Origin of the sequence: Burkholderia sp. AU38729, assembly GCF_020419725.1 — a bacterium.
In the GTDB taxonomy this organism is placed as follows: Bacteria; Pseudomonadota; Gammaproteobacteria; order Burkholderiales; family Burkholderiaceae; genus Burkholderia.
In genome coordinates, this window is record NZ_JAIZQO010000012.1 from 181009 (window position 1) to 201942 (window position 20934).

Here is a 20934-nt window from a genome sequence, read left to right on the forward strand (position 1 = left end):
TTTTCTCAGAATTTGGCATTGAACGCGTGATTTGAAAATTTTTTGGAATCGGATGCCAATGAAACTTGACGCCATCGACCGCCGGATCCTGAGCGCGCTCCAGCGCGACGGCCGCATGCAGAACGTGGAACTCGCGCACGAGGTCGGGCTGTCGCCGTCGCCGTGCCTGCGGCGCGTGCGCCTCCTCGAGGAAGCCGGCGTGATCGAGAAATACGTGGCCGTGCTGAATCCCGCGAAAGTCGGCAAGGGGCTGACGATCTTCACGCGCGTATGGCTGAAGGGGCAGGACGCGGAATCGGTGAACCGCTTCGCCGAGGCCGTCCAGCAGATGCCGGAAGTCGTCGAATGCCACCTGATGGCGGGCGACTGCGATTTCCTGCTGCGCGTCGTCGCGGCCGACATCGACGATTACCGGCGCTTCCAGATGGAAACCCTCACGCGTATTCCGGGTGTGCTGAGCGTGAAGACCGACATCCCGATGCAGAAGGTCAAGCTCACGTCGGCGCTGCCGACCTAGCGTGACGCACGTGCTCAGCCATGCGACGACGACGGGTCGACGAACGGTCACGGCTCGGTGACAATCGTCCGATAGACTGACGAATCACGCTGCGTCGAACCGGTTGCCCGAGTGGTTTCGCGACGTTCGATGCGCAAGCAACTAACGGTCAATGTCGACGTGATCGGGCAGGCGGCGCTGCGCGCCGGGTCGTGCTGTGATGCGAATGCGTTTCTTCTTGTCGGGCCATTCATGCAGCCAATCAACAATCCGTGGAATTCGCTGGAAATCGTCAAGCTCGTGCTGGGCGTGCTGACGCCGTTGTCGGTCGCGTGTCTCGGCTGGCTCGTCGCGCGCCGGCTGAAGCGGCTCGAACTCGTGCAGTGGACCAACCAGCGATTGATCGAGAAGCGGCTCGCGCTGTACGACGCGGTCGCGCCGCAGCTCAATGCGCTGCTGTGCTTCTACACGTGGATCGGCTACTGGAAGGACATCTCGCCGGACGACGTGATCCGCGCGAAGCGTGACCTCGACCGCACGTTCCACATCTACCGCTACCTGTTCGACGACGACGTGTACGACGCGTATCACACGTATATCCACGCGCTGTTCGACGTGCATACGGGCCCGGGCCGCGATGCGCGGATCCGATCGCTGGTCCAGGCGCCCGACGGCGATCGCAGCGTGCACGGCTCGTATGAATGGAAACCGGCGTGGTTGGACCGTTTCGCGACGGCGAACGTCGTGCCGAAGGACGACGTGCTGCGGTACTACACGCAGTTGATGGAGCGGCTGCGCGTGGCGCTGGGCGCGACACGCTGAACGAAGCGCGGCGGTACGCGCACGGGTATCGAAATCCGCCACCCGGCGGCGCGGATACCCGCCCTTGCGCAAGAAGCGGATGCGGCGCGCGGCGGCGGCTGACATGCTCGCGCCATCCCCACTCGCGCGAGGTCCGTATGGTTGTCGATACCGGCTGCCAGCCGCTCATGATCCGTTCGCCGGAAGCGGGCCGGCGGCGTCTCTTCTCCGTGGGTTCACACGTTCCGCATGATCCGCATGACATGCCGCTGCCGATCGAGCCCGAGATCGGCGACATCGTCTTCATCCGCGTAACCGTGCGGCCGTTTCTCGAAGTGGCGAGCGCGACGCGCTCGTGGACGAATCACGTCGGGATCGTCGTCGGCGAGCGCGGCGGCGAGCCGTTGATTGCGGAGAGTACGTTTCCGCTATCGCGCGTCACGACGATGTCGCGGTTTCTTGCGCGCTCCGATCGCGGCGCGTGGGTGATCGCGCGGCTGAAGCAGCCGCTCGATGCCGCGCAGCGGCGCCGGCTTGTTGACGCGGCGATGCGCCGGATCGGCGTGGTCTACGACACGGGGTTCAATCTTGCGTCGCGCCGGCAGTTTTGCTCGCGGTTCGTGCGCGAAGTCGTGCGCGATGCGACGCGGATCGTGCTCGGCGACGTCGAGACCTTCGACGTGCTGCTGCGCCGGAATCCCGATCATCCGCTCGGCTTCTGGCGGATCTGGTACTTCGGCAGGATTCCGTGGCGCCGCCGCACGGTGACGCCGGCGAGTTTGCTCGATAGCGCGGCGTTGAAGGTCGTGGCGGATACGCGCAAGCACGTCGAGAACGTGTCCGAAGGTGACGATCCGGACAGCGTCTGACTCAAGCGAGCGCGATCACGAACCTTTTGTCACCGGCCGTCGCCCGCTTGAGGGGCGATCGCGTGATCGCGCACGCCGGCTCGCCACGAACGCGAGCCGGTGCTACTCCACGGTGGGCGCGCTCGGCTCCGTGTCTTCCACGATATCGGTCGACGCTACGCCGGCCGCTCGCCGCGCGGCAAGCATTGCGTCGAGCACTGCAAATTCCTCGCGGTTCAGTCGTTCGTATTCAGCGCGCAACTCGGGGTCGGACAATGCGCGTTTGCGCAGATCTTCATACGTTCCCATATCAAACCTCATCAATTCGATTGCACCAGCGCGATTCCCCGGCAGGTTCACGACTACTGCCGCCCCGCCACCGCCAGCCGCGCCGCCAGCCCCACGAACACCGAGCCGAGCAGGTACTGCGGCAGCTTCGACGGGCGGCGGCGCGCGCCGATCCGCTGGCTCAGCCGGCTCGCGGACAGGATGACCGCGCCGTTCACGACGAAGCCGATCAAGTTCAGCACCGTCGCGAGCACGAGAATCTGCACGGCGATCGAACCGTGTCCGGGTCGCACGAACTGCGGAAACAGCGCGAGCACGAACAGCGCCATCTTTGGGTTCAGCAGGTTCGTCGTCAGCCCCTGGCGGAAGATCGCCGCGCTCGAGTGGCGACGCGGCGACGCGACGGGCGACAGCGCGGTCGCATCCGAACGGAACGTCTTCCACGCGAGATACAGCAGATAGGCGGCGCCCGCGAAGCGCACGGCGTCATAGGCGAGCGGCACCGCGACGAAGAGCTGCGACAGCCCGAGCGCGGCCGCCAGTGCGTGGCAGTAGGTGCCGGCCTGGATGCCCGCGAGTGTCGCGAAGCCTGCGCGGCGGCCCTGGCTCACGCTGCGGGACGCGATCAGCAGCATGTCGGGGCCCGGCGTGGCAGTCAGTGCGAGACACGCGCCGGAGAACAGCGCGAGCGTGGGGAGGTCGATCATGGAAGTCCCTTTTGTGGATACCGCGTAAAAGGGAGGTCAGTTTAGGAGGGCGCGCGAGGCCGGTCAATCGAACGAATGGACGATGGTCTGGCCGGCCGTTGAGGCCGATCGTCAACCCCGATGCGCTGCGTGCGGCACGCCGATCGTGCCCGCCGCTGCATCAACGGCATACGCCCATGCAGCGCCTTGCGTGCGCGATCGCCGCACGGTTCAAGGCTTGCGGCAGGCCACCTGATAATCGATCACGGTATTCGCCGACGGCTTGTCCGGCTCGCCGCCGACCGTCGTCACGCCGAGCACGCCGGCTGCATTTCGGTAGCGCAGCGCGCAATAGCCCATGCCGGTCCCGGAACAGGCTTCGGCTTCGATGATGCCTTGCTTCGCGAGCGTCGCCGCGCCGTCCGTCGCATCCGGCTTCTCGCGCGGGCGCAGCGGTTGCCAGCCTTTCGCGATCAGGATCCGGCGCGCGACGTCGAGCGGCTTGCCGTACACGTTGGGCACGACCACGCGGCCTTGGCAGTATGTGCTTTCAGCCGCGACGCCGGTCAAGCGCAGGCTACCGTTCTCTTCATGCAACTCGCCGACGGGCGGCGCCGGGCCATCGCCGCCCCAGATCAGCAGCGCGCCGTTTTCCAGCCGATCGGCCGTGCCGAGCTGCCAGCCCGCCTTGCGCGCCGTGTAGCCGAGCGCGACGAGCGTCGTGCCGTCGAACACGCCGACGTTGCCGTTGCGTGCGAAACAGATCGCGCTCGTGCCGGCATTGAATCCGCTCGCGAACGTGACGACCGTGTAGCGGCCGAGTGGTGCTTCTGACGTCACGATCCAGTCGCGCTTCGCGACTTCACGGCCGGCCGCGGTGGTCGTCTTTGCGCGATATTGCGCGCAGAACGAGTCGAGCGAACCGTTCTCCGGCGAGTGCGGCAGCACACCGAGCGGCACCAGTGACGCGCCCGCGATATCGGAGGTCGTACGCAGCGTGTCGGCCGACGCCGTACCGCCGAGCGCGGCACATGCAATGGCTGTGATCGACACGATCGGCGCAAGACGGCGGGCAAACGGCAACGCAACGAAACGGGACACTTGGGTGGTCTCCGGGGAAAGGGGCACGGGCGCGATGATCGCGGGTTTGCGCCCGCGTGTCATGATCGCGCGCACCGGCCGGCAGCGCACCAGCGTGCCACCGATGACTCAGCCCTTCGCGACGACGTCGATCCGCAGCGCTTCGCCGCCGTCGACGATGGCCAGCAGGCGATCGACGTTCGGATGTGCGCCCGGGCGGTTGCGTGCGTCGGCCGTATGTTCGGCGAACACCGCGAGGCCGTGCTCGGCGGCTTTCGCGTCGAGCGTGCCGAATGCCTGCTTCAGGTAGTGGTACACCGCGAGCGAGCCTTGCTTGCCTGGCTGGTTCTCGATGGTCGCGACCACGTCGCCGTTCGCGCCGACGAGATCGATGCGCGCGACACCGTCGATGGCCGGCAGTTGCGCGAGATTGTCCTTGAATACTTGGGTCGGTTGAATCACTGAAAACACTCCGTCGGTTCGGTCAGGGGCCAATGAGCATGGCCGGCCGTATCTTATCCGATCGGCCTTTGCGCACCGGTCGGCACGTGGGCGCCGGCCGTGCACCACGCCAACGCAGGGCTATCGTCCGGCGGCAAGGATGCGGCTCAGGCATACGCGGTCGTTGCCCCAACGTGCCGGCCATCGCGCTCCACGCCACTACCGCCCCGCGCCGGCCGGCACGCCCGCATCACGCGAGCGCTCGATGTCCGGGCTGCGATATGCGCGCTCGGGAATCTCGGCGAGCCGCGATGCATGCACCTGATGCGGCGTGAGGCCGTAGAACTTCTGGAAGCTCATGATCAGCGGCGACCACTTGTCCGGATCGATGCGGTCCGCATGGCCGTCCATCAGCAGGTCGGGGTGCACGTGCACGCGCTGGATGCGCAACTCGAACACGCGGATGTGGCCACGCACGTCGAGCGTTTCCTCACCGATCCCGTGCGTGGCCGCGACGACCGCTTCCATATGCACCGGGCATTCGAGCGCACGCGGCGGCGCGACGGTTTGCGAGGCCGCCTCGGTGAGCCCGGCCGTGCCGAATTTGTCGGGTTCGTACACGTAGCCCTTCGCGCGCTTGCCGTCCGGCACCGGGCAGGTACCCGTCGTGCGCGCGATCCGGTCGACCGCGTGCGCCTGTGCCGACGACGGCAGGTTCAGTACGCACTCGCCGGTGCGCAGCAGGTTGCGGGTGGTCTGCGAACTGGCGGCGATGCCGATCACGCCGCGCCAGCCGAGCCAGAACGCGGACGAGATCGGCGCGAGATTGGCCGTGCCGTCTTCGTTCAGCGTGCTGACCAGCACGACGGGCGTGCCGAAATAGAGGATGTTCGGTTCGGTGACGCAATGCGGAGCGTTCATGATCGGTGCCTTCGTTGAGGGATCAGTCCGCATGCTGATCCTGTCGCGGCGGCGTGGCGCTCCGAATCTTGTCGTGTCATTCCAGAGGGGCAGGAATGGCATTTGCGCCGGGCAGGACCGCCCGGCATCGCACGCGCTTTTCCGCTACAGTAGGAAATCGCAGGCCGCGCCCGCCGCGTTACACGGGCTCGCGCGGCCCTGTTCCGCCAACGCACACGAGGGCCTGATGGATACCGAGCAACGCTACACCGCCAACGCGCCGACGCGCGCGGAAGTCGACGCACTGGGCGGCCCGACCGTCATCGAATTCGGCGCGAACTGGTGCGGGATTTGCGCAGGCGCGCAACCGGCGATCGTCGCGTCGTTTTCCGCGCACCCCGCCGTGCGGCACCTGAAGATCGAGGATGGCCCGGGCCGCCCGCTTGGCCGCTCGTTCGGCGTGAAATTGTGGCCCACCCTGGTGTTCCTGCGCGATGGTGTCGAAGTCGCGCGCGTCGTGCGCCCCGCCGACGCGAAGCAGATCGAAGCCGACGGCTTCGCCGCGCTGGCTTGAGGTCACGACGATGCAACAGGCGATCACGCATATCGGCATCGACACGCGCGGCAGCGGCCTCGTCGAATTCACGTCGCAGGTGCGCGCGTTCGTCGACCAGCAGGCCATCAGCACCGGCCTGCTCACCGTGTTCTGTCGCCATACCTCGGCATCGCTGCTGATCCAGGAGAATGCCGACGCGTCGGTGCAGCGCGACATCGAGCGCTACTTCGCGACGCTCGCGCCCGAGGACGCCACGCGCTACGAGCACGACACCGAAGGCACCGACGACATGCCGGCGCATCTGCGCACGGCGCTCACGCAGGTGCAATTGTCGATCCCGGTCGAGCAGGGGCGCATGGTGCTCGGCACGTGGCAGGGGATTTACCTGTTCGAGCATCGCCGCGCGGCGCACCGCCGCGACATCGTGCTGCACCTGATCGGCGAGTAAGCGGCAACAAGCGGCAAAAGGCGGCAACGAGCGGCGCATCGCCGGCACACCGGCTCAGGCGAACAGCTTCTCGACGAGCGCGCCGAGTTCGCGCAGGTGGACGGGCTTCGGCAGGAAGGCGTCGAATACCTGCTTGTTTTCGCGCAGCGCAGCCGATTCATATGCGCTGACGCCGAGGATCGCCGGATGCCGGCCGTCGTCGTCGGGTACCGCGACCGTGCGAATGCGCCGCGCGACTTCGAAGCCGCTCACGTCCGGCAGTTCGAGATCGATCACGACGATGTCGTAATGGCCCGTACCGAAGCGCGCGACGCCTTCCTGCCCGGCGCCGCACAGATCGGCATCGATGCCGAGCGCCGACAGCATCGCGCCGAGCGTTTCGCGCGCGTTGTCGTCGTCATCGACCACCAGCGCGCGCCGGTCGCGGTGCACGGATGCGTGCGGCAGCGCGAGCGTGTCGCCGGCCGCGTGGCCGGCGGTGTCGATGCCGGGCACTTCGGCCGGCAGCGTCACGACGAACTCGCTGCCTTCGCCCACGACGCTGCGCACGTCCACATGCCCGCGCAGCGTCGTCACGATTTCGCGCACGACGGCGAGCCCCATGCCGATCCCGTCCACATGCAGCCCGACCGCGTCGTTCGCGCGATAGAACGGCTCGAAGATCTTCGACAGGTGCGGCTTCGCGATGCCGGTGCCCGTGTCGCGCACGGCGATCTTCAATTGCGGGCCGGCCGGCGCGTCGGCGAGCGTGATCGACACGTCGATCGACCCGCCGAGCGTGTACTTGACCGAGTTCTCGATCAGGTTCGACAGCACCTGGCGCAGCAGCTTGCGATCCGAACGGATCGTGAGGTCGTGCGGCTCGACCTGCTGCGCGATCGCGATCCGCTTCGCCGCGATCTTCTCGCGCAATGGATCGAGCACCTCGGCGAGCAGCGACGCCATGCCGACGGTTTCCCGTTCGGCGAGGCGCTTCGTCGAGCGCAGCTTGATGTAGTCGGTCAGATCCTTGACGAGCGCCTCGAGCGACAACGCGGAATTCTGCAGCCGCCGGATCGTCTTCAGGTTCGCCTCCGACTGCGGGCGCGCGAGCAGGATCTCGACCGATCCGCAGATCGCCTGCAGCGGCGTGCGTAACTCGTGGCTGACCATCCCGAGGAATGCGTTCTTCGCCTCGATCATTTCGAACGCGCGGTCGGACGCCTTGCGTTCCGCGTCGAGCGCCGCGTCCTGCCGCTCGAGCAGGTCGTCACGCGTGCGCATCGTATAGAACAGCAGCAGGAACAGTGCGCACAGGATCACGCCGAGCACGATGCCGAGGATCAGGATCGCGCGCTGCTTCTCCTTCAGCTGATGGAACGTGAAGTCGCGCTGCGCCATTTCGATCGCGCGGAAATAGTTCGCGAGGCCGTTGACTTTCGGCCAGTACGCGTTGACCTCGTCGATGACCTGCTGCGCGCTTTTCGGCGAATCGCGCAGCAACGGGACTTCGCGCTTCAGGCGCGTCATGAATTCGCCGAGCGCGTCGATCTCGTTGCGCGCGCGCGGGATGCGCAGCCAGTATTCGGATACTTCCGACGGCCGCTGCAGAAAGCCGAACGACACCGACAGGCTGTCGAGCTGCATCTGCACGTGATTGAAGTCGTCGTCCTGGTGTGTCGCGTAGAGGATCAGCTGCCGGTCGAATCGCGTATAGACGTTGCGGTATTGCGCGGCGGTCCAGAACACGCCTTCGCGCGGCCCTTCGAGCACGCCCTCGTTGACCGAGGTGGCGAGCAGGTCCCACAGCAGGAACGCCCACGCGGCGAACCCCATGATCCACAGCGCGCCGAGGACCAGGATGATTTTTCTATTTTTCCATCGCCGGCGTTTCATTTCACCGTCAGGCCGATGATCTGCCACGCGAACTTGGCTTCGCCGAGCGGCGTCTTCAGTTCATCGGGATACTGGTCGCGCGGGTACATGATCCACAGCGGGCCGTAGTTGTCGTTGCCGAGCACCTTGCCGTTCATCGTCCGCGCGAGAATCACGCCATAGCGATCGGCGTCGGACACCGGAATCGTGAACGTGTACTCGTCGATGCAGCGGAACTCGATCTGCGTGCCGTGCGCGCCGACGGTCTTCAGGATGTCGGACAGGCGCGGGCCGGTGAAGGCCGCCTTCGGCGTCCAGCTCGTCGACGTGACGATCGTGTGCTGCGGCAGCGCCATCAGCGCCTGCTCGGAAAACACGTACGCCGTCTTGCCCTGCTGGTTGTGCTTGTCGATCTTGCCGTCGACGGTGAACGTGAACGACGAAGCAGCCCAGGTCGCGGCGGCCATGCCGAGCAGGCAGGCCGTCAGCAGGCGCTTGGTCCAGATGGTCGAGATTCGCATGGGTTGCCCTCGGTCGTGCGGTGGTGATGTGCCGTGGTGGTCTCAGTTCGCCGCGGCCGTGGCCGGCAGCGTGATCTTCAGTTCGCGCGCCACTTCGGCGAACAGGATCGGCAGGCGCACCGGCTTTTCCTCGCAGCGCGCGTTGTAGTGCGACACGATGTGCGCGATTTCGTCCTCGCTGGCTTCGCCGGTCGAGATCTTGCCGGTCAGCAGGAAGATCGGCGCGCCGCTGTTCTCGCTCGAGCGGATGCCGCGCACGAGTTCGGCGGCGGTCTGGTCGCCGAGCATCCAGTCGAGGATGTAGCCGTCGAAATCCTCGACCTCCAGTGCCTTGCGGAATGCCGCACCGTCGAAGTACGGAATCGCGTTCACGCCTTTTTCGATGAAATATTCACATACCGTTTCGGCGACATCCTGCGAATCGTCCACCACGGCGATGCGTGCCGCATACACGTTCGGCTGGGTCGAGCGCAGCTCGATGACGTCGACCGGATACGTGCGGCCCTCGCGCGCGTGCTGACGCTCGGTGATCAGCCATTCGCCCTGCCACTGCAGCGCGACGAAATCCGTCTCGCTCTGGCTGCTGGCCTTGGTCGAGATCGCGGCGCGGCAGCGAAAGCGCCGCGATTCGATCACGAGTGTCGCGTCGATCATCTCGGCGGCGGCCGGCTGCGTACCCTTGTCGTCGAGCAGGATCGCGGGCGGCACGCCGAAGTGCGTCGCGATGTCCTGCAACTGCGACAGGTTCCACGGAATCAGGCCTTTCATCTTGCGCGTGACGACCGAGAAGCTCAGGCCGAGCACGTTCGCGATCGTCGTGTTGTGACTTCGCGGCGGAATCCCGTTCCGGTTCAGTAGGTCGCGCACCTTGTTGGCGGTGATCAGATCGACGTTGGCCTGCTCGCTGTTGGACATCTCGATGGGGTCTCCAGGGGTTTTTGGCGAGGGTGAGCATATCAAAACTGACGTGTCATGCAAGCTTTGAAAAAGCGAATGACCTTGACATGCCTTTTTTCTTCATTATTATTGCTCACCACGTCACTATTGTTTGTCGCGTCATGTTTGGAGATCGATGCCGGCGACAGCCGGAACAACGAAAAGCGACAGCAATGAAGCAGTGACGGAACGATTCGAAGAGAGAACCTGAGAGAGCCTTGGAGTGCGTGTCGGCGTCGGCGGATTGTATCCGTTGCGCCGCGCGCCGCCGGGTACGAGCTCGCGGGGGTGGATAGCTCGAAGAATTGCGGCGCCAATAAAACCTGAGGAAAGTAACAATGTACCGCCGTTTGATCGCATCGGGGCTGCTGTTGCTATTGGCCGCGTGCGCGCAGGATCCGTCCCTCACCAGCAACACGGTGCGGATCTGCGACGACACCGGCTGTTCCGACCGTCCTAAAGATCAGGTCTCCTATCAAAAGAGGGACGATTCGGAAGACCAGGAAAGCCCGCGCATCGCTGCGCTGAAGCAGACCGCGAAGACCCAGCCGAAGGCCGCCTACGACCTCGGCCTGCGCTATTTCCGCGGTGACGGCGTGCGCCAGGACAGCTACCAGGCACTCAAGTGGATGCGCGAGGCCGCCGAGCGTGGCGACCTGCAGGCGCAAAAGGCGCTCGGCAGTTTCTACCTGTTCGGCCTCGAGGAAATGGGCTCCGATGCGCGCGAAGCGGAGAAGTGGCTGTCGATCGCGGCCGGCCGCGGCGACAAGGAGTCGAAGAAGCTGCTCGATCTGGCGCGCAAGGCCAAGAAGGAAGACGAAGAAGACTGGAAATGGCGCACGGAATGGCGTGATCGCTATTACGGCTACTGGTACTCGGGCTATCCGTACTACGGCGTCTGGCAGCAGACGTACTGGTACTACTGACCGGGGCTGAAGCAACGGGGGCAGCAGCGGGGAGACCACCATCGCGCGCCAGCCGGGGGGCTTATCGAAGTTCGCACGAACACATAAGCCGAACAACGACTCTAAATCGATCGACAACGACATGAAGACCATCCTTTCCCAACGTCTCACTCAAGGTGCGCTGGTGGCAGCGCTTTGCGCGTCCGTGGCAGGCTGCGGCGGCGTGGTGACGCCCGGCGGCCAGAACGCGGGCGTGACCGGTGCCGCCGCGGGTGGCGCGAGCGCCGGCGCCGATTCGCAGCTGCAGCGCTGCACGTCGCCGCTCGGCACGATCGCTGTCGATGATGGCCGCAACGCCGACTGGTGGGGCCCGTTCGGCAGTGCGACCAAGGTGACGAGCATCGACCCGCTGCTGCGCCTGGCGGTGCAGCAGTCGAACTGCTTCGTGATCACGTCGATCGGCAACCAGAAGAGCGACGCGCGCCTGTCGCGCATCACGCAGCTGCAGCGCAACTCGGGCGAGTACCGTGCGGGCTCGAAGCAGCAGAAGGGCCAGCGTGTCGCGGCCGACTACTACATGGAACCGCAGATCGTCATCAACGATTCGCCGATCGGCGGCATCGGCAGCATGATCGGCGGGCTGATCGGCAACAGCGCGGTGGCCGCGGTAGCGGGCCATCTGCAGACGAAGGCGTCGGTCGTCACGCTGACGCTGTTCGACGTGCGCTCGGCGGTGCAGATCGCGGCGTCGGAAGGCAGCTCGACGGCGACGAACTACGGCGCGGCGCTGGGCGGCTTCGGCGGCGGCGTGGGTGGCGGGCTCGCCGGTTTCTCGACGACGCCGGAAGGCAAGGCGACGGTCGTTGCGTTCATCGATGCGTGGAACAAGATGGTCGTCGCGCTGCGCAGCTACAAGGCGCAGGACGTCAAGGGCGGCCTCGGCCGCGGTGGCCAGCTCCAGGTCAACTGACGTTCGCGGGCCGGCGGTGCGCCGCCGGTCGATTCCTGATTCGTGATGCTTGACTGTCCGTGCGCGCCGCGTGATCCGCGCGTGCCGGCTTCGTTCGTCCTTTTTTGCACCGAGGTGATCCCGATGAAAGCCGTTGCCCTGATCGCATTGACCTGTCTGGCGCTGACCGCTTGCGGCGGCGACGATTCCTCGCCCGCGGCGTCCGGTGGATCGGGCTCGAGCAACAACGGCGGCACCGGTGGAACCGGCGGCACGGGTTCGGGCGGGACGGGAAGCGGCGGCAGCGGTGGCAGCGGTGGTTCGGGCGGTTCCGGCGGCTCGGGCGGCGGCACGCTGACGTGGCGCTACGAGGCGCAGCCCGTCGCGGCCGACAAGGCGAGCTTCCTGACGCTGGTCAACAGTGAAGGCGCGAAGGGCTACCGCTATCTGGGCGACTATTACTTCAGCGCGAGCAACGGCGGGACGCAATCGATCTTCGTGAACGACGGCACCGCGCAGACCTACACGTACCAGCTGCAGAACGCCCCGGCCGACATGACGTCGTTCGTCAACACGGCCAATGCGCAAGGGTCGAGCGGCTACCGCTACGAAGGGCCGCTCACGTATGGCGACCTCTATCGCAAGGACGGCGGCTCGTCGGCCACGTACACGTACACGACGACCGGCTTGCCGGCCGACGCGAATGCGTTCCTCACGCAGGCGAACGGCCAGGGCCAGTCGGGCTACTGGTTCCTGGGGCCGATCGCGGTGGCGTCGGTGCAGGCGAACATCTACATGAAGAACAACGCGTCGAGCGCGACCTATACGTACGACGCGCTGGCGCCGGCGTCGACCGTCAGCGACTTCATCGCGCAGGCCAACAGCGAAGGGGCGAAGGGGTATCGCGCGAAGGGCGCGATGGCGTTCGGCGCGGCGATCTCGTGGGTCTACGTGAAGGACCAGACGCAGTCGCCGACCTTCACGTACCAGTCGGCCGCGATCCAGTCGACCGGCGCGAGCTTCGTCCAGCAGTCGAACACGTTCGGCGGGCAGGGCAGCGCGTATCTGAGCGACATGGCGCTCGGCACCACGCCGCCGCTCGCGATGGCGTCGTTCTATTTCACGCCGAAGAACTGCACGGGCTTCCTGTGCACGACACTGAATCCGCTCACGCAGAACTGAGCGAACGACGCGGCTGCGACAGCCGCCGGCCGGGCATTATTTCGAAGCGGGGCGAGAGCCGGAGTTCGGCGCTCCCCCGCTTTTTTGCACCCGGCGCAGATCCGGCAATCACGGACATCGTTCTGACCCTCGCCGACCGGATGGGGGGGCGGATTTCGTTCAAGTTCCAAATCAAAATTCAATCATATTGGACTTGTACTAAATCGTTCATTCCGGACTGATTTTAGGAAAACCGTTTGGCATGATCGTGGCATTCCAATTCCCTGGGCCACTTTCGTCCGCGATACCGGAGCCGGATGCAGGCGCATCCCGGTGCCCCGGCGTCGTCGCATTGCGACATGCCATACAGTCCGCTCCAATCCATTCGCCGCTATCAGAACATCTCGGTGTTCGGCGGCGGGATCGTCGTCACGATCCTGATCCTGATCGCCTGCGCGCTCGGGATGGGTTCGATCGTGTACGGCTATCTCGATGGCGAGCGGCACAATTTCCTGACGGGCATGGTGCAGACGCTCAACGAGATCAAGGTGAGCGAGACGTCGTTCCGCAACGGCGTGACCAATGCACAGCTGATCTGGCGGGAGACGGAGCCGGCGCCCGAGCGCGTGATCGATGCGTTCTACGAAGACGGCGAGCGGGCCGCGATCAAGCCTTATCCGTCCGTCGTGTTCGGCGTGTCGACGCAGCCCGCCGATCGTACCGAGGTGGCCCGCTACCTGTCGCTGTCCGTGCTGCTGGCGCGCATCTGCGCGGCAAGCTCGATCAATCGCGGGCATACCCTTGTCGGCTATCACTACAGCACGCGCACGAGCCTGCTCGGGCTCGTGCCGGATACCGGCGCCGGCGGCGGCGCGCTCGCGACGCCGGAGGGCCGCGCGCGCGTGATGGATGCGCTGCGGATCGATTTCGGCGCCGTCCCGGCGCAGGAGGGCGGCACCCCCGGTCGCCCGCACGTGCGCTGGCTGCCGCCGTTCATCGATCCGATCTCGGGCGCCGCCCGCATCCGGCTCGCCGCGCAGGCACAGGCCGACGGCGAACCGTTCGCGGTACTCGTCACCGAATACGCCCCCGAGCATCTGCTGTCATGGCTGCCCGAGCATCCGGTCGACGGCGTGTTCTTCGTGACGACCGGCGACAATCAACTCGTCGCGGCGAGCCCCGGCGTGGCCGGCGACGAAGCACGCACCGCCCGCCTGCTGGCGCTCGATCCGTCGCGCGATCGCACGAAGTCCGAGCAGGCCGCGTTCCGCGACGGCTTCGTGATCTTCCACGGCACCCTCGATGCGACGGGCTGGACGCTTGCCTATGCGTTGCCGTGGACGGACGTCGTCGCGAACGTCGCGTGGCGTGCGAGCCTGCTGCTCGGCGCGTCGCTGCTCACCATCGCGATCATGTGGACCCTGCTCGTGCGCTTCCATCGGCATGTGTTCGCGTCCGTCTATGCGCGCTCGCAGCGTGTGTTCGACAGCGAGGCGCTGTGCCGCAGCGTGATCGAAACGGCACCGGTCGGCCTCGGCCTGATCTCGCGCGCCGACGGGCATTTCATGCTCGTGAGCCCCGCGCTGGCCGAGATGATCGCGCGGCTCGGCAGCGACTACCGCACGCTGTCCGCGCAGGCCGTCGCGCGCTACGACGCGTTCATTGCAGGCGGCGCGGCCGGCGGCACGCTGCAGACCGATCTCGTGCTGGCCGACGCGAGCGCAGGCGCTGCGCCGCTGCATCTCGAGGTGAGCGCGTGCGGCGCGCGTTACCAGGAGATCGACGTGCTGATCGTCGCGGTCGCCGATGTCACGGCACGCCGGCAACTCGTCCGGCAGCTCGAGGAAGCGGTGCACGCGGCCGATTCGGCGAATGCGGCGAAGTCGTCGTTCCTCGCGGCGATCACGCACGAGATCCGCACGCCGCTCAACGTGATCCTCGGCAATCTCGAACTACTCGACCGTTCCGCGCTGGATGCGTCGCAGCACGGCCGCGTGCAGACGCTGCGCACGGCAGCGTCGGGCCTGCTCACGCTCGTCAGCGACATCCTCGATTTCTCCAAGATCGAAGCCGGTGCGATGACGGTCGAAGCGATCGTGTTCGACGTGATCGGCGTGATCGAGCGCACGCTCGGTGCGTTCGCGCCGGTCGCGAAGGCGAAGGGGCTGTCGCTGTTCTGTGAAATCGACGCGAGCGACACGCAGCGGATGCGCGGCGATCCGACCCGGCTCGGGCAGGTGCTCGGCAACCTGCTGAGCAACGCGATCAAGTTCACCGCCAGCGGGCACGTGCTGGTGCGCGTGTCGGTTGTGTCGGCCGGACGGGGCAGCGCCGAGCTGTCGATCGCGGTCGAAGACACCGGCATCGGCATCGCGGGCGCCGATCGCCATAAGCTGTTCAAGGCGTTCTCGCAGGTCGACGCGTCGATCACGCGCCGCTACGGCGGCACCGGGCTCGGGCTCGCGCTGTGCGATCGCCTCGCGGCCGCGATGGGTGGGCGGATCGACGTGGCGAGCGTGCCGGGCACCGGCAGCCGTTTCACGTTGACGTTGCCGCTCGGCATGGCGGTCGTGCCGCTCGACGCGCATCCCGCGCGCGGCGCGCGCGTGCCGGTGATCGTCGTCGCGCGTACGGAATGGCAGCGCTTTGCGTTGCCGCATCTGCGTGCATGGGGCTTCGACGTCGACGCATACGAGCGCCCGGCGCGGATCCCGGCTGACCGTCGTGCGCGGGCCGCCGCGATCGTCCTGTTCGGCGATTCGGATGCGTGGTCGCGCACGGAGCTCGACAGCCTGGGCGGCGACGGCCCTGTCGTGTTCGCCGCACCGGACGGCCCGCCGCAAGCGTACCGGGCGGGCAGGACGATACGCGTGTCGGGTTATGCGCTGGGCGGCTTGAAGGCTGCGCTTGCGCAGGCGATGGCCGACGCCGGCGGCCTGGCCGCGCAACGGCCGGCGAGCAAGCACGTGGAAACCGTGCGTCCGGGCGCATGGCACGTGGTGCTCGCCGGCATCGATTCCGTCAGCAGCACGCTGTTGCGGGAGCAACTCCACGTGCTCGGCTGCGAGGTGCAGGCGGCCGGTTCGGCTGAAGCGGCGCTCGACCTGCTGGCCACCGGCGCGTGGCACGTGCTGCTGGTGGATGCCCGCCTGCCGGACATGTCGGTCTGCGCGCTGGCGAATGCCGCGCGCGCGCTCGGCGTGGATTGCGACGTGATGGTCGTGACGTCGCATGTCGCGCCCGGTGACGGGCAGCGATATGGCGACGCGGGAATCGGCTGCGTGCTCACCAGGCCGGTGACGCTCGCGCACCTGCGTGGCGCGTTGGCGGGCATTGGCCGACGGCGCGGCGTGCCGAAGGGTGGCGAAAGAATACAGAAACAGGACGTCGCGCACTTCGCGCATGGCGACACGGCGTGAGTGGGGATCATGTGTCACGCCCGAGGGTGCCGGGGTCCGAAGAATGGAAGGCAGCGCGCCGCATCGGCAGGAGCGGCGCAGATCAATCAGGAGAGAAGAGGGGGAGACCGTGCGCTATATGGTGAAAGTCTTCGTAATGCTGCTCGATTTCGCCACGCTTCCCGAGAAGTCCAGAAAGGATTTTCTCGGCAGGATGAACGAATTCATGATCATGTCGCCGCAACAGAAGCGGCGCGCGATCACGGAGTGGAAGCAGGTGCTGGAGGAGCGGGGCGAGTCGGATGAGGGGACGCACAGATAGTCACGGCGGGTAGCACGCCGGTGTGCAATGGCTGTGTGACGGGTGCGCCGCCACGCAGGCGGTCACGACGGCGCTGCGGCAAACCGGGCGCCGCGGTGCCTCGCACCGGGAGCCTGCGGCGTGCGTCATCGTCCGTTTCACCCGCGCCCGTGATGCTTTCCTGCAAGCGTATGCTGATCGTCAACAGCCGGGTGCGTGCGCCCGGTATCCGCATGCGGGTCACGTCACGGGGCGGCGCGGAACACGGCCCGCCTCTGCCGGTCAGCCAATGCTTACGGTCTTGTCAGTGTTTTATCTTAAAATCGAGGCGCGCTAGCATTCTCCGATGTATCGAAGCGACGGTCGACTCGACGGCCCGTCCGCTGGATGGAACGGAGCCGCGGCCCGCATTGGCGGCCGCCGGCGTATGCGCGATCGAAAGCCTCGGGGAGAACAGGGACCATGGATGAATTCTTTGTGCGTGTGATGGTGGCGGACGACCACCCATCATCCGCGATGGGCATGTCGCAGGCGCTCGCGGAGAGCAGCACGATCCGGCTCGTCGGCTCCGTGTCCAATTCGACCGATCTGGTGGCGGCGCTCGACGAGAAACCGAGCGACGTGCTGGTGGTCGACTACGTGATGCCGGGCGGCAAGTTCGGCGACGGCCTCGTGCTGCTGTCGTTCCTGCAGCGCCGCTATCCGGCGCTGAAGCTCGTGACGATCACGATGATCGACAATCCGAGCGTGCTGCACGCGATCCGCAAGCAGGGCGTCGGCTGCATCCTGAGCAAGTCGGATGCGATTTCCCATCTCGTCGGTGCGGTGCATGCAGCGTACGTCGGCGCCAACTACCTGTCGCCGTACATCAAGCAATTGCTGGAGTCGGCGGGCACGCTGGATACGGCACGCCCGCTCACGACACGTGAGATCGAGGTGGTCCGGCTGTTCGGCGCCGGCTATACGGTCGGCGAAATCGCCACACAGCTCCATCGCAGCAAGCAGACGATCAGCTCGCAGAAAACGAGTGCGATGAAGAAGCTCGGCGTCGTGCGCGACGCCGACCTGATCCGCTATGCGAGCGACGGCAACCTGCCCGACACACCCGTGTCGGACGTACCGGCGCCCGATGCGCCTGCCGCAAGCGAATAGCCGGCAAGCCGAATGCGGCCCTGCCGGATGCATCGACCATTGCGTCGCACGGCGACGGGCGATCCGGCCGAGCGGCGCGCCGGATGCATGCGTACGGCGCGTGACCACCCTGTCCGGCGCCACCGATAACGATCCATGCCCGCAAAACTGAAACGACTTCTCGCGCACGCGGCGGCGGTGGGCCGCAAGCCGTTCGATCCGGGTCGCGTCCGGCGGCAGCAGCAGGTGTTGCTGTACGGCGGCGGCGGTGCGGTCACCGCATTCATCCTGGTCTGCGCGGCGCTGGTCATCCGGCTCGAGGTGCAGGACAGCCTGGGGCAGGCGCGGTCGACGTTTCTGCTGCGCGAGGCCGAGTTCTACGCGAACCAGAAGGCGGTGGACGGGATGCTGGCGACCTTCGGGCCCAGGGCGGAACAACTCTGGAGCCAGGGGGCACAACCGCCGCCCGATGCACTCCAGGCCTTCTCGGCGGCACACGGCAGGTTGACCGCCGGCGATCTCGGCCGTGGGGACCGCCTGTTCGCGATCGCGGAAGTCACGGCGGCTCGGCCGGCCGAGTCGTATGCGGGATATCTCGGGGCGATGCTTCCGCAATTCGACAGCGGCTCGGGCCGTTCGTTACTTCCGCCGCGCCCGGCAAACGCCGAGCCGCTCGGCGGCTACCTGATCGGGCTCGACGGGACGTTTCTCGGCGTGCTGGGTGTGGGGCTCGTTGCGCACGCACGGTCGTTGCCGCTCGATACCGACCTGCACGCGTTGACCGCCCGCCTGATGCCGACCGGCGCGACGAAGCAGAAGCTCGGGCTGGATGTCGGCAAGTACATGATCGACCGTCGCTACGATCCGATCGTCGGTCGCGCCGTCGTGCGGTTCGGGCGCCGGCTCGACGATGCGTCCGGCCGCCCGTTCGGCTGGCTCGTCTTCAACGGCCAGTTTCGTCTCGACGACGTCATGACGCCGCAATCCGACGACGAGGATGTCGCGGTCGTGGACGCGCGCGGTGCGGTGGTGTTCGGGCGACAGCGCGACCCGGCGATGATCGAGCGCGTCCTGAACGACGCGCGTGTATCGGCCGTGCGGCATGTCGCCGTGCGCCGGATCGGCACGCGGTTCGTGATCAGCGACCGGTCGCCTGATTCCAGCCTCACCGTGTTGACGACGTTCTCGTGGCGAAGCGTGGCAAGGGCGACTGCCGTTGGCGTGAGCGTGACGCTGGCCGCCGCGCTGCTTGCCATTGCGATGCTGTGGATCGCGATCGTCACATTCGACCGCCGTGCGCTTCGCCCCGCGAACCGCCGCGCGATCCGCCTGATCGAAAGCGAGGCGTTCAACCGCACGTTGATCCGCACGGCACCGGCCGGCTTGCTGCTGCTGTCGGCGGCCGACGGCGACACGGTGGTGCGCAACGACGCCGCGCTTGCGTACGACAACGACGCATCGGGGCCGCCGCTCGGCAAACGCATCTGGCACGCGTATCGCGAACGGCAGGCGGCAGGCGAGGGTGAGCGGCGTTTCGTGATGCAGCAGGAGCTGGCTGTCGAGCGCCCCGGTCAGGACACGACTTACCTCGCGGCACATATCGTCCGTACCAAGTTCCGGGGCGTCGACGTGCTGCTGTGCACGCTGACCGACGTGACGGCCCGCAAGCTGACCGAAGACAAGCTGCGCGAGGCGCGCGTGGCTGCAGACGACGCCAACAAGGCGAAATCGACGTTCCTCGCGACGATGAGCCACGAGATCCGCACGCCGCTCAATGCGATCGTCGGCAACCTGGAGCTGATGGGGCGGGCCGAATTGCCGGCGGTCGAGCAGCGCCGCCTGAAGACGATCGTTTCGTCGTCGGATGCGCTGCTGCGCATCATCAACGACGTGCTCGACCTGTCGAAAGCGGAATCGAACCAGATGGCGCTGGAGCACATCGCGTTCGACCTGCGGCGTGTGCTGCAAGACGTTGCGGCGATTTTTCGGCCGCTTGCCGAGGCGAAGGGGCTGGCGCTCGAATGCCATGTCGCGGCGGAACTGGCCAATGGCTACGTCGGCGATCCGACGCGGTTGCGTCAGCTCGTGTCGAATCTCGTCGGCAACGCGATCAAGTTCACGGAGCATGGTGGCATTACGATCGACGCGCGGCTGGCGCGTGGCGGCGCGAGTGCCGGTTGCGTCGAGATTGCCGTGCGCGACACGGGCGTAGGCATTCCCGAGGACGCGTTGCCGACGCTGTTCGACGTGTACATGCAGGCCGATGCGTCGATCTATCGCCGCTTCGGCGGCACCGGGCTCGGCTTGCCGCTGTGTCGCCGCATCGCGCGGTTGATGCACGGCGAACTGACGGTCGAGAGCCGCGCAGGCGAGGGCTCGACGTTCGTGGCGACGTTGCCGCTCCCCGACGCGCCGGCTGGCTGGCAGGGCTCCGAACCCGAACCGGATGCAGTGCACGTTGCGCAAACGCAGCAGCAACGCGACGACGTGCCGCCGCTACGCGTGCTGGTCGCCGAGGATCACCCGGCCAGCCGCGCGCTGCTGCGCGATCAGCTCGATGCGCTCGGCCACGACGCGATGATCGTCGAGAACGGGATGGAAGCGATGCGTGCGTATTTCGCGCACACGTTCGACGTCGTGCTGACCGACCTGAGCATGCCGCAGCTCGACGGTTTCGCATTGGCGAATTTCCTGCGCGAACAGGGTGCAAAGGTGCCGGTGATCGCGATGACCGCGCATGCGACCGATGAAGATCGTCGCCGCTGTGCGCAGGTGGGCGTGGCGGAAGTGGTGCTCAAGCCATTGTCGATCGATGTGCTCGACGCGGTGTTGCTGCGGCATGGCCACAAGCACGCGGCACGCGATAGTGCCGACAGCGGTTCGACGGGCGCGCCTGCACGGCATGCGGCGCCGGTCGTGACCGATGAAATCCGCCGAACGTTGCGTGAGGCGACCTTGCGCTCGCTCGACGTGCTCGATGCCGCATTGTCCGTTGGCGATACCGCGTCGATCCGAGTCGAACTGCATTCGATGCGGGGCGGTTTCGCGCTCGCCGGCGACAACGCCGCGCGCGACGCCTGTGCGGAGATGGAGGCGATTGCGGTGCGTGACGACGGGCTGACGGCATTCGGCGCGAACTGGCCGGACTTCCGTAACAGGATCGATGAAGCGCTGGATCGTCTGGCGGAATTCGGGCGCTGACTTGGAATGAGGGGGCGTGAAGCGCGGGCCCCA

The 20934-nt window shown here is 66.5% G+C and carries 20 protein-coding genes; 12 read left to right on the top strand and 8 right to left on the bottom strand.

Features of this window, described 5'->3' with window-relative positions; translation table 11 throughout:
• The first annotated feature begins 58 nt into the window (after positions 1-58).
• From LGM56_RS29420 to LGM56_RS29430, 3 genes are all read left to right on the top strand, one after another.
• Positions 59-517: an Lrp/AsnC family transcriptional regulator gene (locus tag LGM56_RS29420; protein WP_012365188.1), complete on the top strand. Its 459-nt coding sequence runs from the start codon at positions 59-61 to the stop codon at positions 515-517.
• A 231-nt stretch (positions 518-748) separates the two neighbouring features.
• Complete coding sequence (locus LGM56_RS29425; RefSeq protein ID WP_226207545.1) at positions 749-1318, top strand: hypothetical protein; 570 nt, start codon at positions 749-751, stop codon at positions 1316-1318.
• Positions 1319-1455: 137 nt separating this feature from the next.
• Positions 1456-2166, top strand: coding sequence for a YebB family permuted papain-like enzyme (locus LGM56_RS29430; RefSeq protein ID WP_226207505.1), 711 nt, complete (start codon positions 1456-1458; stop codon positions 2164-2166).
• Positions 2167-2268: 102 nt separating this feature from the next.
• On the opposite strand, the gene LGM56_RS29435 is transcribed toward LGM56_RS29430, so the two are convergent.
• From LGM56_RS29435 to LGM56_RS29455, 5 genes are all read right to left on the bottom strand, one after another.
• On the bottom strand, positions 2269-2454 hold the full coding sequence (locus LGM56_RS29435) for a hypothetical protein (RefSeq protein ID WP_226207506.1): 186 nt from the start codon (positions 2452-2454) through the stop codon (positions 2269-2271).
• A gap of 53 nt (positions 2455-2507) precedes the next feature.
• Complete coding sequence (locus LGM56_RS29440; protein ID WP_089497909.1) at positions 2508-3140, bottom strand: LysE family translocator; 633 nt, start codon at positions 3138-3140, stop codon at positions 2508-2510.
• A gap of 210 nt (positions 3141-3350) precedes the next feature.
• Entirely contained in the window at positions 3351-4220 is an 870-nt protein-coding gene (locus LGM56_RS29445) for a PASTA domain-containing protein (RefSeq protein WP_226207507.1), read from the bottom strand.
• 108 nt (positions 4221-4328) lie between these two features.
• Positions 4329-4661, bottom strand: a complete 333-nt coding sequence (locus tag LGM56_RS29450; protein ID WP_041493406.1) for a DUF2322 family protein — start codon at positions 4659-4661, stop codon at positions 4329-4331.
• Between the two features lie 198 nt (positions 4662-4859).
• Entirely contained in the window at positions 4860-5561 is a 702-nt protein-coding gene (locus LGM56_RS29455; RefSeq protein WP_226207508.1) for a flavin reductase family protein, read from the bottom strand.
• 226 nt (positions 5562-5787) lie between these two features.
• On the opposite strand from LGM56_RS29455, the gene LGM56_RS29460 reads away from it, so the two are divergent.
• Both LGM56_RS29460 and LGM56_RS29465 read left to right on the top strand, forming a co-directional pair.
• The gene (locus LGM56_RS29460; RefSeq protein WP_039369742.1) at positions 5788-6114 is read left to right on the top strand and encodes a thioredoxin family protein; all 327 of its coding nucleotides are present in this window, start codon (positions 5788-5790) and stop codon (positions 6112-6114) included.
• Positions 6115-6124: 10 nt separating this feature from the next.
• Positions 6125-6544: a secondary thiamine-phosphate synthase enzyme YjbQ gene (locus LGM56_RS29465; protein WP_089428528.1), complete on the top strand. Its 420-nt coding sequence runs from the start codon at positions 6125-6127 to the stop codon at positions 6542-6544.
• 54 nt (positions 6545-6598) lie between these two features.
• Here LGM56_RS29465 and atsR read toward each other — a convergent pair whose 3' ends face one another.
• Genes atsR through LGM56_RS29480 form a run of 3 tightly spaced genes read right to left on the bottom strand, consistent with a single transcriptional unit; the run spans position 6599 to position 9834 of the window.
• The gene (gene atsR, locus LGM56_RS29470; protein ID WP_226207509.1) at positions 6599-8419 is read right to left on the bottom strand and encodes a hybrid sensor histidine kinase/response regulator AtsR; all 1821 of its coding nucleotides are present in this window, start codon (positions 8417-8419) and stop codon (positions 6599-6601) included.
• Positions 8416-8919: a molybdopterin-dependent oxidoreductase gene (locus tag LGM56_RS29475; protein ID WP_089446952.1), complete on the bottom strand. Its 504-nt coding sequence runs from the start codon at positions 8917-8919 to the stop codon at positions 8416-8418. The genes atsR and LGM56_RS29475 overlap by 4 nt, the downstream gene beginning before the upstream one ends.
• A 42-nt stretch (positions 8920-8961) precedes the next feature.
• Positions 8962-9834: a response regulator gene (locus tag LGM56_RS29480; protein ID WP_089497904.1), complete on the bottom strand. Its 873-nt coding sequence runs from the start codon at positions 9832-9834 to the stop codon at positions 8962-8964.
• Positions 9835-10193: 359 nt separating this feature from the next.
• Here LGM56_RS29480 and LGM56_RS29485 point away from each other — a divergent pair, with 359 nt between their 5' ends.
• The 7 genes from LGM56_RS29485 (at position 10194) to LGM56_RS29515 (ending at position 20901) form a co-directional block, all read left to right on the top strand.
• Positions 10194-10781 (top strand): tetratricopeptide repeat protein, encoded by a 588-nt coding sequence (locus LGM56_RS29485; RefSeq protein WP_089463341.1) that lies wholly within the window; start codon positions 10194-10196, stop codon positions 10779-10781.
• Between the two features lie 121 nt (positions 10782-10902).
• Entirely contained in the window at positions 10903-11730 is an 828-nt protein-coding gene (locus tag LGM56_RS29490) for a hypothetical protein (protein ID WP_089497903.1), read from the top strand.
• A 123-nt stretch (positions 11731-11853) separates the two neighbouring features.
• Positions 11854-12891, top strand: coding sequence for a hypothetical protein (locus tag LGM56_RS29495; RefSeq protein ID WP_226207510.1), 1038 nt, complete (start codon positions 11854-11856; stop codon positions 12889-12891).
• 338 nt (positions 12892-13229) lie between these two features.
• A complete protein-coding gene (locus LGM56_RS29500; RefSeq protein WP_226207511.1) occupies positions 13230-16289 on the top strand; it encodes a hybrid sensor histidine kinase/response regulator in 3060 nt (1019 codons plus the stop codon).
• A gap of 43 nt (positions 16290-16332) precedes the next feature.
• Positions 16333-16590 carry a hypothetical protein gene (locus tag LGM56_RS29505; protein WP_413226807.1) on the top strand — a complete coding sequence of 86 codons (258 nt, stop codon included), beginning with the start codon at positions 16333-16335 and terminating at the stop codon, positions 16588-16590.
• Between the two features lie 441 nt (positions 16591-17031).
• On the top strand, positions 17032-17721 hold the full coding sequence (locus tag LGM56_RS29510) for a response regulator (RefSeq protein ID WP_089497901.1): 690 nt from the start codon (positions 17032-17034) through the stop codon (positions 17719-17721).
• A gap of 135 nt (positions 17722-17856) precedes the next feature.
• Positions 17857-20901: a hybrid sensor histidine kinase/response regulator gene (locus LGM56_RS29515; RefSeq protein ID WP_226207512.1), complete on the top strand. Its 3045-nt coding sequence runs from the start codon at positions 17857-17859 to the stop codon at positions 20899-20901.
• Positions 20902-20934 lie beyond the last annotated feature (33 nt).

Bases quoted from the DNA above. Each gene is read 5' to 3' on its own strand.
- LGM56_RS29515 (WP_226207512.1), top strand. From the start codon at position 17,857: ATGCCCGCAAAACTGAAACGACTTCTCGCGCACGCGGCGGCGGTGGGC.
- LGM56_RS29495 (WP_226207510.1), top strand. From the start codon at position 11,854: ATGAAAGCCGTTGCCCTGATCGCATTGACCTGTCTGGCGCTGACCGCT.
- LGM56_RS29425 (WP_226207545.1), top strand. From the start codon at position 749: ATGCAGCCAATCAACAATCCGTGGAATTCGCTGGAAATCGTCAAGCTC.
- LGM56_RS29500 (WP_226207511.1), top strand. From the start codon at position 13,230: ATGCCATACAGTCCGCTCCAATCCATTCGCCGCTATCAGAACATCTCG.
- LGM56_RS29435 (WP_226207506.1), bottom strand. From the start codon at position 2,454: ATGGGAACGTATGAAGATCTGCGCAAACGCGCATTGTCCGACCCCGAG.
- LGM56_RS29465 (WP_089428528.1), top strand. From the start codon at position 6,125: ATGCAACAGGCGATCACGCATATCGGCATCGACACGCGCGGCAGCGGC.
- LGM56_RS29490 (WP_089497903.1), top strand. From the start codon at position 10,903: ATGAAGACCATCCTTTCCCAACGTCTCACTCAAGGTGCGCTGGTGGCA.
- LGM56_RS29455 (WP_226207508.1), bottom strand. From the start codon at position 5,561: ATGAACGCTCCGCATTGCGTCACCGAACCGAACATCCTCTATTTCGGC.
- LGM56_RS29510 (WP_089497901.1), top strand. From the start codon at position 17,032: ATGGATGAATTCTTTGTGCGTGTGATGGTGGCGGACGACCACCCATCA.
- LGM56_RS29420 (WP_012365188.1), top strand. From the start codon at position 59: ATGAAACTTGACGCCATCGACCGCCGGATCCTGAGCGCGCTCCAGCGC.
- LGM56_RS29475 (WP_089446952.1), bottom strand. From the start codon at position 8,919: ATGCGAATCTCGACCATCTGGACCAAGCGCCTGCTGACGGCCTGCCTG.
- LGM56_RS29485 (WP_089463341.1), top strand. From the start codon at position 10,194: ATGTACCGCCGTTTGATCGCATCGGGGCTGCTGTTGCTATTGGCCGCG.
- LGM56_RS29430 (WP_226207505.1), top strand. From the start codon at position 1,456: ATGGTTGTCGATACCGGCTGCCAGCCGCTCATGATCCGTTCGCCGGAA.
- LGM56_RS29440 (WP_089497909.1), bottom strand. From the start codon at position 3,140: ATGATCGACCTCCCCACGCTCGCGCTGTTCTCCGGCGCGTGTCTCGCA.
- LGM56_RS29460 (WP_039369742.1), top strand. From the start codon at position 5,788: ATGGATACCGAGCAACGCTACACCGCCAACGCGCCGACGCGCGCGGAA.
- atsR (WP_226207509.1), bottom strand. From the start codon at position 8,419: ATGAAACGCCGGCGATGGAAAAATAGAAAAATCATCCTGGTCCTCGGC.
- LGM56_RS29480 (WP_089497904.1), bottom strand. From the start codon at position 9,834: ATGTCCAACAGCGAGCAGGCCAACGTCGATCTGATCACCGCCAACAAG.
- LGM56_RS29505 (WP_413226807.1), top strand. From the start codon at position 16,333: ATGGAAGGCAGCGCGCCGCATCGGCAGGAGCGGCGCAGATCAATCAGG.